18 protein-coding genes are annotated in these 16220 nt (G+C 38.4%); 2 read left to right on the forward strand and 16 right to left on the reverse strand.

Translation table 11 applies throughout. The features are described from left to right. Positions 1-128 precede the first annotated feature (128 nt). Both AC1DCY_RS12550 and AC1DCY_RS12555 read left to right on the forward strand, forming a co-directional pair. On the forward strand, positions 129-725 hold the full coding sequence (locus AC1DCY_RS12550; protein ID WP_477350548.1) for a TetR/AcrR family transcriptional regulator: 597 nt from the start codon (positions 129-131) through the stop codon (positions 723-725). Between the two features lie 63 nt (positions 726-788). Beyond that, positions 789-1943: an MFS transporter gene (locus AC1DCY_RS12555; protein ID WP_477350550.1), complete on the forward strand. Its 1155-nt coding sequence runs from the start codon at positions 789-791 to the stop codon at positions 1941-1943. A gap of 252 nt (positions 1944-2195) precedes the next feature. Here the strand turns inward: AC1DCY_RS12555 and mdh are convergent, their stop codons facing one another. The 16 genes from mdh to AC1DCY_RS12635 form a co-directional block, all read right to left on the reverse strand. Beyond that, positions 2196-3143: a malate dehydrogenase gene (gene mdh / locus AC1DCY_RS12560; RefSeq protein ID WP_477350552.1), complete on the reverse strand. Its 948-nt coding sequence runs from the start codon at positions 3141-3143 to the stop codon at positions 2196-2198. Further along, positions 3143-3508, reverse strand: a complete 366-nt coding sequence (locus AC1DCY_RS12565; protein ID WP_477350553.1) for a BMC domain-containing protein — start codon at positions 3506-3508, stop codon at positions 3143-3145. The genes mdh and AC1DCY_RS12565 overlap by 1 nt, the downstream gene beginning before the upstream one ends. Continuing rightward, complete coding sequence (locus AC1DCY_RS12570) at positions 3501-3785, reverse strand: EutN/CcmL family microcompartment protein (protein WP_477350555.1); 285 nt, start codon at positions 3783-3785, stop codon at positions 3501-3503. Before AC1DCY_RS12570 ends, AC1DCY_RS12565 begins: the two co-directional genes overlap by 8 nt. A 33-nt stretch (positions 3786-3818) precedes the next feature. Further along, positions 3819-4685, reverse strand: coding sequence for a phosphate propanoyltransferase (locus tag AC1DCY_RS12575; RefSeq protein ID WP_477350557.1), 867 nt, complete (start codon positions 4683-4685; stop codon positions 3819-3821). Between the two features lie 12 nt (positions 4686-4697). Next, entirely contained in the window at positions 4698-5288 is a 591-nt protein-coding gene (pduL, locus tag AC1DCY_RS12580) for a phosphate propanoyltransferase (protein WP_477350558.1), read from the reverse strand. Positions 5289-5417: 129 nt separating this feature from the next. Further along, entirely contained in the window at positions 5418-5696 is a 279-nt protein-coding gene (locus AC1DCY_RS12585) for a BMC domain-containing protein (protein WP_053482447.1), read from the reverse strand. A 16-nt stretch (positions 5697-5712) separates the two neighbouring features. Then, entirely contained in the window at positions 5713-7203 is a 1491-nt protein-coding gene (locus AC1DCY_RS12590) for an aldehyde dehydrogenase family protein (protein ID WP_477350561.1), read from the reverse strand. Between the two features lie 14 nt (positions 7204-7217). Then, positions 7218-7868: an ethanolamine utilization microcompartment protein EutL gene (gene eutL, locus AC1DCY_RS12595; protein ID WP_477350562.1), complete on the reverse strand. Its 651-nt coding sequence runs from the start codon at positions 7866-7868 to the stop codon at positions 7218-7220. An 11-nt stretch (positions 7869-7879) separates the two neighbouring features. Then, entirely contained in the window at positions 7880-8899 is a 1020-nt protein-coding gene (eutC, locus tag AC1DCY_RS12600; RefSeq protein WP_477350564.1) for an ethanolamine ammonia-lyase subunit EutC, read from the reverse strand. A 9-nt stretch (positions 8900-8908) separates the two neighbouring features. Beyond that, the gene (locus AC1DCY_RS12605; RefSeq protein ID WP_477350566.1) at positions 8909-10279 is read right to left on the reverse strand and encodes an ethanolamine ammonia-lyase subunit EutB; all 1371 of its coding nucleotides are present in this window, start codon (positions 10277-10279) and stop codon (positions 8909-8911) included. A 5-nt stretch (positions 10280-10284) separates the two neighbouring features. Further along, on the reverse strand, positions 10285-11709 hold the full coding sequence (locus AC1DCY_RS12610) for an ethanolamine ammonia-lyase reactivating factor EutA (protein ID WP_477350567.1): 1425 nt from the start codon (positions 11707-11709) through the stop codon (positions 10285-10287). A 21-nt stretch (positions 11710-11730) separates the two neighbouring features. Further along, on the reverse strand, positions 11731-12228 hold the full coding sequence (locus AC1DCY_RS12615; RefSeq protein WP_477350569.1) for a EutP/PduV family microcompartment system protein: 498 nt from the start codon (positions 12226-12228) through the stop codon (positions 11731-11733). Between the two features lie 10 nt (positions 12229-12238). Further along, entirely contained in the window at positions 12239-12580 is a 342-nt protein-coding gene (eutS, locus tag AC1DCY_RS12620) for an ethanolamine utilization microcompartment protein EutS (RefSeq protein ID WP_053593758.1), read from the reverse strand. A 40-nt stretch (positions 12581-12620) separates the two neighbouring features. Then, on the reverse strand, positions 12621-13853 hold the full coding sequence (gene eutH, locus AC1DCY_RS12625; RefSeq protein WP_477350571.1) for an ethanolamine utilization protein EutH: 1233 nt from the start codon (positions 13851-13853) through the stop codon (positions 12621-12623). A 295-nt stretch (positions 13854-14148) separates the two neighbouring features. Beyond that, positions 14149-14727: an ANTAR domain-containing response regulator gene (locus tag AC1DCY_RS12630; protein WP_477350572.1), complete on the reverse strand. Its 579-nt coding sequence runs from the start codon at positions 14725-14727 to the stop codon at positions 14149-14151. Continuing rightward, positions 14720-16162 carry a sensor histidine kinase gene (locus AC1DCY_RS12635; protein ID WP_477350574.1) on the reverse strand — a complete coding sequence of 481 codons (1443 nt, stop codon included), beginning with the start codon at positions 16160-16162 and terminating at the stop codon, positions 14720-14722. The genes AC1DCY_RS12630 and AC1DCY_RS12635 overlap by 8 nt, the downstream gene beginning before the upstream one ends. Positions 16163-16220 lie beyond the last annotated feature (58 nt).

Consider the following 16220-nt stretch of genomic DNA (forward strand, 5'->3'; position numbering starts at 1 on the left):
TCCCCTAAGGACAAAGTCAATCAAGATTTATGCTTTTCTACCTTTATCTTTAACTTCCTTGACTGAAAAAAATATTGACCGTTTAGTACAAAAAAGATATGCTATTAGTTAATGAGAGGTGGATAAAATTGACTAAACGAGGCAGACCCCGAGAGTTTGAGTATTCCTCAATTGTAGATGTCGCTATGAAAACTTTTTGGATAAGAGGGTATGAGGGGTGTTCTACACAGGACTTATGCAATGATACTGGACTCGGGAAAGGGAGCTTATACAATACTTTTGGTAGCAAACATGAACTATATAAACAAGTATTAGAACGCTATCATGAGTTTGGAATTAAGGAACAGCAGGAATTATTAAATGCTCCAATTGCATTGAAAGAGCGGTTATGTAATTTTTTCGAATGGGCATTGAAGGAAGATTTTGAGAATATTGATCAAAAGGGTTGTTTATTAATTAATGCGAGTGTGGAAAGAGCTAATATTGACGTAATGGTTCAAGAAATTTTCTCACGACATGTCGAGCTTCTTAAACTAGCTATTGAAAAAGTAATGGAGGAAGGATTGCAAACTGGCGAAATTTCAAAAAAGCAAACAGCTGAGGAATTGGCTAGTCTATTTTTAAGCAGTTATTACGGGTTTCGTGTTCTTAATGTTTCGATGCAAAATCGGATGTTGTCTGAGCAGATTATGAAAGGAACATTGGAATCTATATTTGGCGCTTAGTGCGCTCTTTTTTAGGATCACTTTTGTACCAATCGTTACAATATTAAATTTAGGAGTGTTTTTATGCCATCTATTATTTATTTATTAGCTTTAGCGATTTTTTGTATGACTACATCTGAATTTTTGGTTGCAGGTATGATGAACGAACTTGCTCTTGCATTTCAAGTTTCTGTATCTTCAATCGGGTATTTAATTACAGCTTATGCAGGTTCAATGGTAGTAGGTGGACCTATTTTAACTGCAACTCTTCTACGATTACGTAGTAAGCAAGCATTATTATTTTTAATGTTTGTATTTTTAATCGGCCAGTCGCTAGGAGCTATCGCTTGGAACTATGATATTATGATGGTTTCACGCATTATTACCGGCATTGCTTCATCTTCAGCATTTGGTATTGCCATATCCTTTTCAGCAACATTGGTTCCCCCTAATTCAAGGGGAAAAGCTGCATCTATTGTTCTTGCAGGTTTAATGATTGCAACAGTCCTAGGCTTACCTATAACAACAGTTATCTCGCAAAATTTTGGTTGGCGTACGAGTTTTTGGTTTGTTTCTATTCTTGTACTAGTTTCCGGGATAATGATTCAATTGTTACTTCCATCATTGCCAAACAAAGCACGATTAAACTGGAAAGATGAGCTCATGCACTTTAAAAATATTCATCTTTGGACAGCGTACATAACAAGTATGTTTATTATAGGTGGTACATTTGCAGCATTTAGTTATTTCACGCCTATTTTTACAAATATCACAGGCTTTTCAAGCGCAAGTATCCCATATTTACTTGCTCTCTATGGTAGTGCAACAGTCATCGGGAATATAGTGATTGGCAAATTTGCTGATAAGTATACAATGGAAACACTTTTGAGTGGATTGATTATTTTAATCGTAGCATTATCTTTATTTGCCTTAGGAGCTGAAAATAAATATATTGCAGTTATTACTACTCTTTTTATCGGCTTCACTGGTGTTGCAATGAATCCAGCTATGGTGGCGAGGGTGATGAAAACTGCTAATAATGGCACGATGATAAATACCATTCATAGTTCTTTTATTACGCTTGGTATTGTTATTGGTTCATCACTTGGCGGCCTAGGTATTAGTAATGGATATGGCTATATATCACCACTGTGGATTGGTGTTTCTTTAGCTATCCTAGGGTTACTATCATTATTCCCTTATTTACACAAAAGGAAGGAAAATTATCTTTCTAAATAGATACTTCCTTCTCTCCCAATCATAAAATCTTTAATAGGAGCTATCACATTTTTAATTAGTAAACGAAAGAAGCTCTCTTCATCGTTTTCACGATCAAAGAGAGCTTCTTATTCTATATAAATTCGGGGAGAATTTTAACTAGCTTTCACATGTAATGTTCGGTTTCCAATCAAACATTTTTAAGAGCTAAATGTTATAACAACAAATATATAGTTGGGGATCCTACATATCTTATTGTTGTATAGAGTCTGATTACCCTATGTTTTGACAAATTGTTAATACTTGTTTAACGGCTTCTGCCGATTGATGGAGCGCTGCTTTTTCTTCATTTGTCAGGTGCAATTCAATGACTGATTCAATGCCATTGCCACCTAATATTGTCGGTACCCCTAAAAATATTTCGTGGTAACCGTACTCTCCTTCTAATAGGGCGATAGAAGGAATTATTTTACGTTGATCTTTCATGATGATTTCAACCATCTGTGCACAGGCAGCAGCTGGCGCATAATAAGCACTACCATTGCCTAACAAACCAACAATTTCTCCGCCACCTTTACGTGTACGTTCTACGATTTGCTGCAGTCTGTCTTGAGGAATCAGTTTTTCTAATGGGATCCCTCCAGCATAGGAATATCGAATTAAAGGGACCATTTCGTCGCCATGTCCACCTAAGACGAATCCTGATACATCCTCTGGTGCAATTTGCAGTTCTTGTGCTACAAATGTATTAAAACGCGCTGTATCTAATACACCTGATTGACCGATGATACGATTTTTCGGAAAGCCTGTTTCCTTATAGCAAACATAGGTCATGGCATCGACCGGATTGCTTAATATAAGGACTATGCTGTTTGGAGCATAATGTTTTATTTGTCTAGATACTTGTTGAATAATTTTTGCATTCGTCGTCACTAAATCATCTCGACTCATGCCTGGTTTACGAGGAATACCGGCTGTAATAATGACAATATTTGCTCCAGCTATATCCTCATAATTGCTCGTTCCTTTAATAGAAACATTAAACTTTTCGATTGGTCCTGTTTGTAATAAATCTAGCGCCTTTCCTTTTGTCGGATTCTCCGATTCTGGAATATCTAACAGGACAACATCTCCTAGCTCCTTTTGGGCTAAAAATAAGCTTAATGTCGCGCCTGTATGACCAGCTCCAATAACAGCGATTTTACTTTTTCGAAATGTCATTAAGCCTCACCTCGATTTTCAGTAGCTGCTGTTTCCGTCGTTTTTTTAGCACGCGTTGATGTTGGAGTTGATGCTGGCTTTTTCTTTGGTACTTCTGGTCCTTTAATCATTTGAAAAACATCTTCATCTGGCCGCGGAATTACGTGAGCGCCTAATAGTTCTCCAACGCGCATTGCAGCGGCTTTTCCAGCTTCTACTGCTGCTTGGACAGAACCAACATCACCTTTCACGACGACTGTCACAATCCCACCATCAACGAACTCTTGCTTGACGATGGTTACATCTGATGACTTTATCATCGCATCAGCAGCTTCGTAAGAGCCTACTAATCCTTTTGTCTCAATCATTCCAATAGCGCTACTCATTATCTTCACCTCGCATAACTTCCGTAGAATCAATAATACCTATAACAACTGCATCGATAGGCAATGGATTTTCTTTCATAATATATCGTGATGATCCACCACTTGTAATAAGCACATCATCGCCGATTCCTGCTCCGATACGATCCGCTGCTACAATCTCTGAACGAATCGGCTGTTGATTGGAATCGATTGGTTGAATAATTAATAATTTTAAGCCATTCAACCCTTCTTCTTTACGTGTTGCCCATACACTACCTATCACTCTTCCCATCTGCATGAACTTCACCTCTTTATCCCGTATGGACTATGATTACTCAGAGCGAAATGTTAACGTCTTATTCAACTCACGTATTTTGTCATAAGCCAACGCAGTCACAATTGTTTTTTTAGGAACAACAATTTCCTGTGCTTCTATTTCAAGTACTTCTACTTGCGAAAGTAGTTTCTTATCAAATTGATAGCTTGATGGTTTTTCAACCTGACTTACGACTGGCGAAAGTTCTTTGACATTCATTTGTTCCTTAGCTTGAACATTGACAATTTCCGCAAATGCACCTTGCTGGATTAAACCGGCATTTGCCTCATCTGTATCGATATGCATCTCCAATCGATAACGCTCTGAAACGCGAATCATTACATTTGATAAAATAATCGGTCTTATACCTTTTATTTTAATTTGTACCGATTGTCCGTCCACTACTTGGAACTGAGCACTGTCTGTCGGTGACATATGAATATGTGCTTGTGCAATAATGAGTCCCTCATTTAGCACGACACTGCCCTTTGGACCAATAAGTGTAACGGGGCTAGAGCCTTTAATATCTCCCGATACCCTTAAAGGTGGCTTAACCCCTAATTTCATCGCGTCTGTCCAGCTAATTTCTACTTGAGATAATGAACGAGCTGGGCCTAAAATACGTACTCGTTCAATGGATCCCTTCGGACCAGCAATAACAACTGTTTCCTCAGCAGCAAACTGTCCTGGTTGTGAAAGCTCAAACTTAGGTGTTAATTGATAGTTTTCACCAAAAAGCTGCTCCACTTCCGTTTGAGCAAGATGTACATGTCGCGCTGATACACCAACAGGGATTTTTCCGTCATGCTGAGAGGAAGGCTGATTTTTTAAAACTTGCTGTAATACTTCTTCAACAATTTTTTGGACTAAATTTTCCTGCATCTAACCTCCTCCTTATGTCAATGATCTGATAATTCTTCCTTGTGCTTGCTGTTCAATAAAGCCCGCATTCGCTTCATCTGTATCAATATGCATCTCTAGACTAAAATCGTTTGATACACGAACTACAACCCCACGAAATGTCACAGGTCGCTCACTATCAACTTCAACAGATACTAATTCATTATTTTGTACATCCAATGCTATCGCATCTTCTTCCGTCATATGAATATGTGCCTGTGCAATAATAACTCCCTGCTTGATGTTTATTTCTTGTTCTTGATTGATTAATTTGATGCCAGCTGAACTTTCGATATCACCCGATTGTCTCAAAGGAGGGGTTAATCCTAATTTCATTGCATCTGTTCGACTAATTTCCACCTGTGTTGCCGCTCTTACTGGACCTAATACACGTACATTGTGAAGAACACCTTTTGGTCCCTCAATAGAGACACGCTCTTTGGCTGCAAACTGTCCTGGCTGCGAAAGCTCAAAATCTTTTGTTAGCGTCGCATTTGGACCAAAAAGTGCCTGTAAATCCTCTTCACTGACATGTATATGACGAGCTGAAATGGCCACAGGAAATGTTTTTGTCGCTGTATTCAAATTAGCCACCTCTATATCTTTTTAGCTATATTGTTATAGGGAATGAAGCAGGATGATGCGCAATGTCTAACATCCTGCCCTTCCGTTTATAATGTTCTATCCGTCGCCTTTATTCAGACTGATATAAAATTAAGCTTCTGCTTTTGGTAAAATTAATTCTAATTCATGGTGTGGGCGTGGGATTACATGAACAGATAGAAGTTCTCCTACACGTTGTGCCGCTGCTGCACCTGCATCAGTAGCTGCTTTTACCGCTCCTACATCACCACGAACTAATACAGTGACAATACCGCCACCAACATGTACTTTCCCTACTAAATTAACGCTAGCTGCCTTCACCATTGCATCCGCTGCTTCAATTGCTCCTACTAATCCTTTTGTTTCTACCATTCCTAATGCTGTACTCATTTGTCATTCCTCCAAATTATTTATTTTGTAATGTTATTTGTTTTAATACTTGATCAACAATTTGTTGAACCACGGCTGTATCCAAAGTTGGATCTTGTGCCTTAATATTCTCTACTACTGGTTGTACTAAAAATTCTGGTTTTGGCACTTCTACATCTTTAATGCCATAAGCCATACGTTTAATATTCAATAAGTGTCTCGCTGTAATGTTATCGGACGTAATATTGCCACCAAACGTACCACACCCTAATGTAAAGGATGGTGCCAATCCAGTAGTTCCACCAACAGCGCCAATAGAAGATAATGTATTGACAACAATTCTGGACACTGGTAAATCGACTGAAAACTGCTCAGCTAAAGCTGTATTTTCTGTATGAAGCGAGCATGAATGGCCGCGTCCACCAATGTTTAGTAAATCAATCATCACCTGTTTTGCCTCTGTGCTGTCCTCGACTGTGTATAATGCAAATATCGGTGACAGTTTTTCTAGTGAAAATGGAATGTTCTTGCCGATCATCGTTTCCATACCAACAAGTACTTTTGTATCTTCCGGCACGGTAATACCGATAGAATCTGCTAAGCAAGCTGCTGATTTACCTACAATTTGAGGATTTACTTTCCCTGGGACAGGAGAAATTAGCTTCTCCATTTTTACCTTCTCTTCATCACTCAAAATATAAGCATTGTTTTTCTTTAACTCTGTTAAAACTTGTTCGGCAATGACTTTATCTACAATAATCGATTGCTCTGTAGCACAAATTGTACCGTTATCAAAAGACTTACTTTGTACAAGCTGGCGAACAGATTTGGATATATTCGCCGATTTTTCAATGTAAGCTGGAACATTTCCTGGTCCTACACCATAAGCAGGTTTGCCTGAACTATAGGCTGCTTTTACTAGTGCACCACCACCAGTCGCTAAAATTAAGTGAATATCTGGGTGCTTCATTAATTGCTGCGTAGCTTCCATAGAAGACATTGTTAAACAGTGTAGCAATCCTTCTGGTGCTCCTGCTTTTTCTGCAGCTACTCTACAAATCTCTAAAGCTTCCTTTGTACAATTAACCGCATATGGGTGCGGGCTTAGTACGAGACCATTTCTAGTTTTCAATGAGATAAGTGTTTTAAAGATTGCTGTTGATGTAGGATTTGTCGTAGGAACAATGCCCGCGACTACTCCAAACGGACTAGCAATTTCTGTAACTTTCTTCATTCGATCGAAACCAACGACACCAACAGTCTTCAAATCTTTAATATCCTCATAGACATCTCTAGAGGCTACCTCATTTTTCATTTTTTTATGATTAGGTATGCCCATCCCTGTTTCCTGAACGGCCATATTTGCCAAACGTTCTGCCTCTTTAAATGCGGCATCTGCAACAGCCTTGACGATGTTATCGACTTGCTGCTGTGAATACTGCATGTAAGCAGCCTGTGCCATATTGGCACTTCTCACGGCGTCTCTCATTTCTTGAATTGCTAATAAATCTTTATCTACTGTGGCCATAAAGCCCCTCCTTTCTAAACAACTGGGTTTCTCGCTAAATTCTCAATAGCTTCTCTAAAAGCATTTGCAGCAGCTTGGCAAGAAGATTGGCTACCACTTACTAAACCGCCACCGAAATTGGTTTCAGATGGTGGACCAAAGAAAACCTTTAACTCTACATCCGCCGCTTTTAATGCAGCATCTAAACCAACGACAGCCTCAAGTGGCGGTGCAATTAAATATGCAAGGGCTGTTCCAACCTTTACGTTTGCTAGCTCAGCCAGATACGTACCACAGCTTGCTACAGTATGTGCAAAAAGAGCGTGGTTTTCATTTTGAAGAATGGCTTCAAAATAAGTATCAAACTGAATCTTCTGCTGAATCGCATCGAAACCACTGCGTATTTCATCAGGCGAGCTGCCAGCAATGATGCCAATGACCTCACCAGATAATGGCCCAGATGCGTGTGCCGCTCCTGCATAAAAGCTTTTTGCATAAACAACATCAACATCTGCTTTTTTCGTAGCCTCGTCCAACGCTACATATCCAACATCATCTATTGTTAGAGTTACGAGTCCAATGCTATTGTGATATGGCTTTAAATCTAATTGCTCTGCTAATTCATTATTCACTCTTGGAATGATTTGCATTGCCAAAATTTCTGCCATAATTTTTTGAGGATTCATTGTTTGGCCCCCTAACCTTCTTTTGCCACAAGACCTACTCCACTTGCCTTGTAATGCAATATTTTTTGAACGACTGTTCCTAAATAAGCACCTGCCTCTAATGGCGGGATACCACCTTTATGAATGTTCGAAACGACCATTCGATCAGCTTCTACTGTGCCAATTCTAGGTTGATAGCATATATAGGCACTCATGGACTCAGCTGATACAAGTCCAGGACGCTCACCTATTAAATAAACGATCACCTCTGCTTGTAAAAGCTCACCAATTTCATCCATAAGAGCAACACGCCCTTTATCAATATAGAAAGTAGTGCCTATTTCAATATTTAAATTACTAAGACTTTGCTGTAACGCTAAATAAACATCTTGCACATTTTCTTCAATCGCGCTTGCACTTAATCCGTTAGAAATAATGATTTGTACCTTTGGATTTTTTTTACACTTTGATTGAATAATTGTCTTCGCTTCATCTGATAAACGACGACCTAAATCCGGTCTAGTAATATATTCTTCCTTATCTGTCACTCTTGTTGTTACTTGAAAGACATCAAGCTTTTGTAGTAGCCCTTCTGTCACTTCTCCATATACTGCATCTACTGCCGCTGCATGATCGAGTCGGAATTTTAACCAAGTTTTTGTTTTTGGTCTTGTCCCAGCTCTGCCAACACCTATTCTTGCAGGTGTATGCTTTCTAGCTGCCTGTATACTTTCAGACACGTCACCCACTTCAAATTCAAAGGCTTTGACAGGTGCTGCATTGTATGAAGGTTCATCATGATTTGTACTGTGATACGATTGTTGCTGATGAATTGAATCATTTTGATAAAGCTTAATCATTGGTTCATTTGATTGTTCAATTGAAGTTGTCACTTCATCAGTACGATCCGCAACCGTATCATAAAACTTAATCATTGGTTCATTTGGTTTTTCTTCTGACACAGCTGTTTCTTTTGGAGAATTCACCGATGTATTGTTCCCCATCTTTTCCATAACGAGCTGTGTAATCATGGATACTAGTTGGTCATTCATTGGACTCACCTACCTTTCAAATATAGATAAATCACCAGCTCTAGCTGAAAGACGACCATTTTCATAAATGCCCATTTTTTCTAACCACGCTAGAAATTCAGGAGCTGGTTTTTTACCAAACGTTTGAAGTAATGTCGCGACATCATGGAAGCTCATTGACTGATAGTTCAACATAACATCGTCGCCCATAGCTGCAGCGATAATAAAGTTGACACCAGCTGCTGTTAGTAAAACACTTAAATCTTCAACATCATTTTGGTCTGCTTTAATATGGTTTGTGTAACAAATATCAACGCCCATAGGGATGCCGTGCATTTTGCCCATAAAGTGATCTTCTAGTCCTGCACGTATAACCTGTTTGTTATTGTATAAATACTCAGGACCAATAAAACCAACAACCGTGTTCACAATATACGGATTAAAATGTCTTGCAAATCCGTAATTGCGCGATTCAAGTGTTACTTGGTCAATACCCATATGTGCCTCAGCAGATAGCTCCGAGCCTTGTCCAGTTTCAAAATAAAATAAGTTCGGGCCAGTTCCTGTTCCTTGCTTTTTCACAAGCTCCTCAGCTTCTCTTATTAGATCAGCAGAAATCCCAAACGAGCGATTAGCAATTTCCGTTCCAGCAATACTTTGGAAAATCATATCGGCTGGTGCACCTTGTTTAATTGCTTTCATTTGTGTTGTAATATGTGCTAACACACAGTTTTGTGTAGGAATCGACCAATCATTGATAAACTCCTTTGTGGCTTGCAATACTTTTTTCACACTTTCAACTGAGTCATCTACTGGGTTAATCCCGATGACCGCATCGCCAATACCATAAGACAATCCCTCTTTTAATGAAGCAATAATACCGTCAATATTGTCTGTTGGATGATTCGGCTGTAATCTTGAGGAAAGTGTGCCCTTTTGTCCGATTGTAATATTACAAGTTGACAGTATTTCCACTTTATTGGCAGCATGGACAAGATCTAAGTTGGACATCAGCTTTGTAACCGCCGCAATAACTTCTGAATTCATGCCCTTGCTTAATCGTTTTAATTCTCGATCGCCTGTTTCATTGGATAAAATGTATTCTCTTAGTTGCTCGATACTCCAGTTTTTAATTTCTCCATAAATTTGCTCATTGATATCACCTTCAATAATGCGTGACACTTCATCATTTTCAGGGGGAACTAATGGATTTTCTCTTATGTCCTTCACTAACAGCTCACTTAGTACGGCCTTTGCCGCTATTCGTTGCTGTACAGATTCAGCCGCAATTCCAGCTAGCTGATCTCCTGATTTTTCTTCGTTGGCCTTAGCCAATACATCCTTTAATGAATTAAAATTATATTTTTCTCCACCAAATATCACCGATAGATTCACATTCATCCTCCTTACTTTGAGTGGAAAGCAAGTGTTTTTACAACGACCGGGACAACACCAGACGGTAGTACTTCCCCAATGTCAATATAATCACCTGTTTCTACTTTGATTTGATCGATGCAAATGATGGGAACTGTTTGATTGATTGCTTGTATCGTTTGCCCAATAACTTTTGCATAATCTGATTGAATGACTATGATAATTGGTATTTCCTTGGAGCTTCTCGTCGCTAAATGCTTCAAAATAGCCTCACATAATCCACGGACATCCTGGAAGCTTAAATAGGGCAACTGACTAAAATAAAGTGCAAACGGAGAACGATTCTCCTGTATAGAAAATAGAGTATCAGCTCGATCAATAGCTGTTTTCACCGCATAGTCGAATGCTTTACTGTTCAGATCCATATGGCAATCGAAAACAGGTACATTTTTTAAAGGTAATACTTCCGCATCTACTTGAATCGTTGCACCGCTAATCTCAGTTGTTTGCGTACCCGCACCAGTAACTGTTGCCCTAGCTGTTTCCTCTGGTTTTAGCCATAAAAAGGATTGTAGCTGTTCATGCTGTAAAAGACTTTTTGCTAATTTTTCGCCGATATCATCATACTGACGATTTATACACTCTTTTTCATAAATGCATGCGGCTACTCCACCGGAAAAAACGATTGCTTCAACCGGTTTATCCCAAGTTGGTAAATGTCCTAACAATAATGGATGCTGTTCGTCTGTTAATTGTCCACTTAGCGTCTTTGCTACTATATCCACCAATTCTTGAATTAGCTGTGTGACACGTACATCTTCTGCTGAATCACCAACCTTTAATGGGTTTGACCATTTCTCCATTAGTTTCATAATGGGGGGTGAAATCGATTGAACAATGCCATTCTGAAATTCTATAAGTCTTCCACCGACATGCAATGTACATGTACCAATTACTTCACCAAACTGCATTACCGCAATATTTGCTGTCCCACCACCGATATCGATGTTCGCGATAACTTTGGCAGTATTTTTAGATTGTTGTAAGGTTCCTGCGCCTTTTGCTGCAATGATACCTTCTAAATCGGGTCCAGCAGTAGCAACTAAAAAGTGACCAGCTGAATCTGATATCGTATGAACAACTTCGCTGGCATTTTCCTTTGTGGCAGACTCGCCCGTAATGATAATGGCACCTGTTGAAATATCTGCTGGTGCAATTTGGGCCAATTGATATTGCTGAAAAATAAATTGCTCGATTTTTTCCATATCGATAATTTCTTTATTGATAAACGGTGTTCTAATAATAGGACTTTGATGCAAAACCGTTTTTTCAATAATTTCTATGCGTGGCACATGCGTTATACCTGCAACGTTTTTCAACAGAAAACTACTGACAACCATCTTTGTTGTACTTGTACCAATATCAATGCCTGCACTATAAATTTTTTCTGTCTTCAACTTACTCTCCCCCTCTCGCCACTACGGGCAATACATGAGATAAGGACTATCACGATCCTTCACAAACTGACGAATTTCTTCGTCAGAATTGAGCTGAATAAGTGGCGCAATAAACTCAATACCAAGCTTTTGCCACGAAGAGGTTTTTACAATAGGGCCATGCGTCATGACATTTTGTAATAGCGTTATTGCTCTTTCTACATCTGCAAGGGGTGCATCAATTTTTGTAATGACACCAATTTGTATTTTTGGAATTCCTAAGCTAAATTGCGGAGGAAAAACACTCTTTGATGAGGTGGCATCCTGCAAATAAATCACATGTGTCACTTCAAGCGATGTTGCCATAATGTTTCTGTAATACATCGGATTTTCTATATATTCTCCTGGTGTATCAACAATCCAATCATCATAAACGAGCGCCTGTGTTTTATTGGCTTGTCCATCTTTCCCCAATAACGCATTCATCAGTGTCGACTTACCTGCTTGCACACCACCTATAATCATTACTCGATTCTTCATACGGCACATCCTATGATTTAGTTATTTTTGATGGCGTATAGCCTAGCATCTCTGATAGAAAACGATTAATCTCTAACATCGCCATTTCAACCTCGGAGACACTACCAACAATAACGAGACTGCCAGTAAAGCGATCTAAAAATCCTAGTCTTACATTGGCCGCCTTTGTTGCTAAATCCCCTGCGATAATAACTGTCTCACTCGGTGTACATGTCATGATGCCCAGTGCACCTGCTTCTTGAATGCCCAGCTTTTGAAACATATCAGGATCAGGATTTGCTATTAGATGACTCAATGTTAGTTGCTTACCTGGCACAAACTCCTGAATAAACCGTTTCTTTTCTTCACTCACACGTCATCACCTCTTTCAAGTTTTTTATTTAATCAAGATTCTAATCTTGATATTCACCTTCTTTAATAATTCCTGCCTTGCGATCCTCTTGTTCTAACCTTAGAGCTGTTGGAACAGATAGTTTATAGGCTAAAATAATAGCGATCACACCGGCTAAAAACTTACCAGTAATAACAGGTAAAATAATTGTCGGTTGGAAGTTAGCCGTAAACGATAAATGATCTCCTAGAAGGAATGCTGAACAAACACCAAAGGCAATGTTAATAACCTTATCTTTAGGTGGCATATGTCGAATTAGTGTAAACATGGCTAAAATATTAGCAATTGTCGCTAAAAGACCTGCGCTTCCTACTGATGATAAGCCTAATTTTCCACCTAACGCTTCTAGAGGTTTCGATGCATATTTTCTTATTAAGTACACCATTGGGAATGCACCCGCTAGCATAATACCGATATACCCAGCCGTTTCTAATGCCCGGAATTGATCGACTTTATCTGCCATGATTGGATCAAAGCCCCATGCACCAAAGATCTTTGTAAAAATACCTGTGAAAATTTCTACAATCGAGAACACTAGCACAAGTTTGATAGCAGCATCCATTACGCGTCCAAAAATCATGAAACCTTTAATCATGCCATTTGGAATTAGCTTAAGACCTAACGCAATTAACACTACGAAAATAAACAAAGGCAATAAATTAATTAATATTTGTAAAACAGAAATCGCAAATACATATGTTGGTTCCGCTGTTGTACTAATGACTTCACGAACATCGGTATTAAACGTCACAATCATGATGGAAGAAATAAATGCTCCAATTGGAATTGTTAATACACCCGCCATAATTCCTAACGCCATATATTTATGATCTCGCTTATCTAACATGGCAAGACCCATCGGAATAGAGAATACGATTGTTGCGCCTGACATAAATCCGACAACTAGAGCCATGACCCATCCTTCATAAGACTCTTTTAACGCATTTGCTAATTGATATCCTCCCATATCCGATGCTAAAATTGTCGTTGCTGCAATTGCTGGATCAGCACCAATCAATTCAAAAATCGGACTAATAAAATGACTTATAAACCACGTTAAGTAAGGTATAGCAGCCATGATTCCTGCAGCAGGTACAAAAATATGTCCAACCGTATGAATACCATTCATAAACTCTTTACCGATTCCATATTCAGCATCTCGAATTGCTCCGATTGCTCCTAAAACTGCACAGGTCATAATAATATAAACGATAACCGTTCCTATCATTGCCATCCTACTCATCACCCCTTTATTTTTATCTATATATTTATTTCGCTTTGGCTGGATTTTGTTGTCGCTTCGCTTGCGCATAGGTAAACAATGCATCTAGATTTTGAATTGTGTATGCACAATTCATTCCTTTTAAAATCCATGACATCCATCAAAGGCTTTATATTTAACCAGCAGGTGTTGGACACCCACTGTAAAGGAACCACAAACAACATTCGTCTCACCACCTTTAGAGGTGGGAGCTGAGTGAAAAAAAAAAGACGCATTAAAGAGGAAATCTCTTTAAAGCGTCTTTGCTTTAACTATTTACTTGTAATGTATTGATAATGCGCCTTGCAATAAGCGCCATTTCCTGTTGAGTCTGCATACTCTCACTGCGAATTTTTTTATAAGCCTCGTCCTCACTAAGGTTCTCTGACTGCATTAGCAAACCTTTTGCTCGTTCGATTATTTTTCGCTTTTCTAATTCTGTTTGTTTATGCAGCAATTCCCCATTTAGACGGTTATACTTATCAATCTGGTGAAACGCTACTTCCAATGCCGGAAGGACATTTCTCTCAGAAAACGGTTTCATAACATAGCCTAAAATATTGTCCTGCTTCATGTACAGTAACAATTCTTTTTCACTATAAGCTGATATAAATAGCACCGGTATACCGAGCTGTTGTTCAATAATTTTACTCGCCTTTAAACCGTCTAGCTTTGGCATTTTAATGTCCATTAAGATTAACTGTGGCTTATGTGTAAAAGCCAACTCAATTGCTGATTCTCCATTATTCGCTTGTGCTACCACTTCGTAGCCATTATCCTCTAGCATAAACTTCAAATCCATCGCAATAAGTGACTCATCATCGACAATCATAACTTTCCTAGTCATTTAGGATAAATACCTCCTCACTTACAGGGAACTGAATTTGAGTATGTGTACCTTGTTCACTAGGAATAATTGAAAATGTGCCAGCTAAATCATATTCAACAAGTCTTGTAATAATCTCCATTCCAAATGATGCCTTCACCTCTTGCATTCCAACGCCGTTGTCAGAAATATTAAGTGAAATAGTGGAAGCGTCCTGTTGAAATTGAATATCGATTGTACCTTCCTCACGACCAATAAAAGCATATTTCAGTGCATTTTGCAGTAGCTCACAAATGATTAATGCGAGCGAAACAGCTTTTTTAGAATGACAAAATAACTGTACATTATCGTCATGAAAAGTTAACTGAATAGATGGTGTGTTGGATGTCCCAACCATTTTATATCCAATCTTTTTAGACAACGCGATAACGTCTACTTTCTCTTCAGCGTTATCCTCATTTTCTAAAATAAGTTCATAAACAGATGAAATACTATATATTCGATTTAATGCCTCTTGAAAAGCACTTGCACTAGAATCTGACAAGTCATTTCGCATTTGCAAGCGCAATAGACTTGTAACTGTCTGTAAATTATTTTTCACTCGGTGGTGAATTTCTCGTATAGCAAATGTTTTCATCATTAGTTCATTTTCTTTCAGCTTAAGCTCTGTAAGATCTTGAATAATGAGGAGTGTCACTTTATCGTTTTGATCACGAATAGGAATTTTCTTCACAATAAAGGATTTACGATCAATCGTAATTTCTAAGAAAAAGACATCATCGCCTTTATCATAGACTTCCTGTAAAAAAGGTAAAATCTTATTCAATGCAACGTTGTCAAAACGTTCTAACCCTGATAGTTCCGATATAAATCGGTGACCCGCAGGATTGCTATAGATAACTTTATTTTCATGATTTGTGAGAATAATTGATTCTACTAGCAAATCAGAAACTACTGGAATCGGTTGAGAATTTGCCTCTACAATATGCTCAATTAATGCAAAAGGCATTTGTCGAAAATCGTCTTTTGGTGTTGTTTGCATTTCCACCTTTTTTTCCTGGATTAACACTGCAATAACCTTTTGTTGGTCATTAAAGAGAGGGACAACGTTTTGTTCAACCGTTATACCTTCCTGTGTGATTGCTCTAGTCATTGACGATTTTTCTTTATTTTTAAAAGCAGCAAATACTGCTGGCTCGAAGCTTTCAAATACAAATTTACCAATTACAGTTTTCTCGTATAAGCCACTTTCTGTTTTTGGAAAAGCCTCTGCCACAACAATTGCATGTGGTAAGTTTTCCAGCAAACAATCTATGAACATATAACAATCTGTCAACTCAGCATAATACGATAATGAGGCTTCTATTTCTATTAATTTTTCTATATCTGATACAGATAAGTTCGTATAATTTCGACACAATGATTGAATGTTCGACAGGCTTAATCCCCCTATCAAGGAATAACCAACTGTTAATTTTGATTATTCTTATAAATTCTTGTCATCATTATAAACC

The sequence above is a fragment of the Lysinibacillus sp. 10T31 genome, assembly GCF_056394365.1.

What these genes read in the sequence shown, in the direction of transcription:
- AC1DCY_RS12555 (WP_477350550.1), top strand. Translation starts at nt 789, where the DNA reads ATGCCATCTATTATTTATTTATTAGCTTTAGCGATTTTTTGTATGACT.
- mdh (WP_477350552.1), bottom strand. Translation starts at nt 3,143, where the DNA reads ATGACATTTCGAAAAAGTAAAATCGCTGTTATTGGAGCTGGTCATACA.
- AC1DCY_RS12565 (WP_477350553.1), bottom strand. Translation starts at nt 3,508, where the DNA reads ATGAGTAGCGCTATTGGAATGATTGAGACAAAAGGATTAGTAGGCTCT.
- AC1DCY_RS12570 (WP_477350555.1), bottom strand. Translation starts at nt 3,785, where the DNA reads ATGCAGATGGGAAGAGTGATAGGTAGTGTATGGGCAACACGTAAAGAA.
- AC1DCY_RS12575 (WP_477350557.1), bottom strand. Translation starts at nt 4,685, where the DNA reads ATGCAGGAAAATTTAGTCCAAAAAATTGTTGAAGAAGTATTACAGCAA.
- AC1DCY_RS12585 (WP_053482447.1), bottom strand. Translation starts at nt 5,696, where the DNA reads ATGAGTACAGCATTAGGAATGGTAGAAACAAAAGGATTAGTAGGAGCA.
- AC1DCY_RS12590 (WP_477350561.1), bottom strand. Translation starts at nt 7,203, where the DNA reads ATGGCCACAGTAGATAAAGATTTATTAGCAATTCAAGAAATGAGAGAC.
- eutL (WP_477350562.1), bottom strand. Translation starts at nt 7,868, where the DNA reads ATGAATCCTCAAAAAATTATGGCAGAAATTTTGGCAATGCAAATCATT.
- eutC (WP_477350564.1), bottom strand. Translation starts at nt 8,899, where the DNA reads ATGAATGACCAACTAGTATCCATGATTACACAGCTCGTTATGGAAAAG.
- AC1DCY_RS12605 (WP_477350566.1), bottom strand. Translation starts at nt 10,279, where the DNA reads ATGAATGTGAATCTATCGGTGATATTTGGTGGAGAAAAATATAATTTT.
- AC1DCY_RS12615 (WP_477350569.1), bottom strand. Translation starts at nt 12,228, where the DNA reads ATGAAGAATCGAGTAATGATTATAGGTGGTGTGCAAGCAGGTAAGTCG.
- eutH (WP_477350571.1), bottom strand. Translation starts at nt 13,853, where the DNA reads ATGGCAATGATAGGAACGGTTATCGTTTATATTATTATGACCTGTGCA.
- AC1DCY_RS12630 (WP_477350572.1), bottom strand. Translation starts at nt 14,727, where the DNA reads ATGACTAGGAAAGTTATGATTGTCGATGATGAGTCACTTATTGCGATG.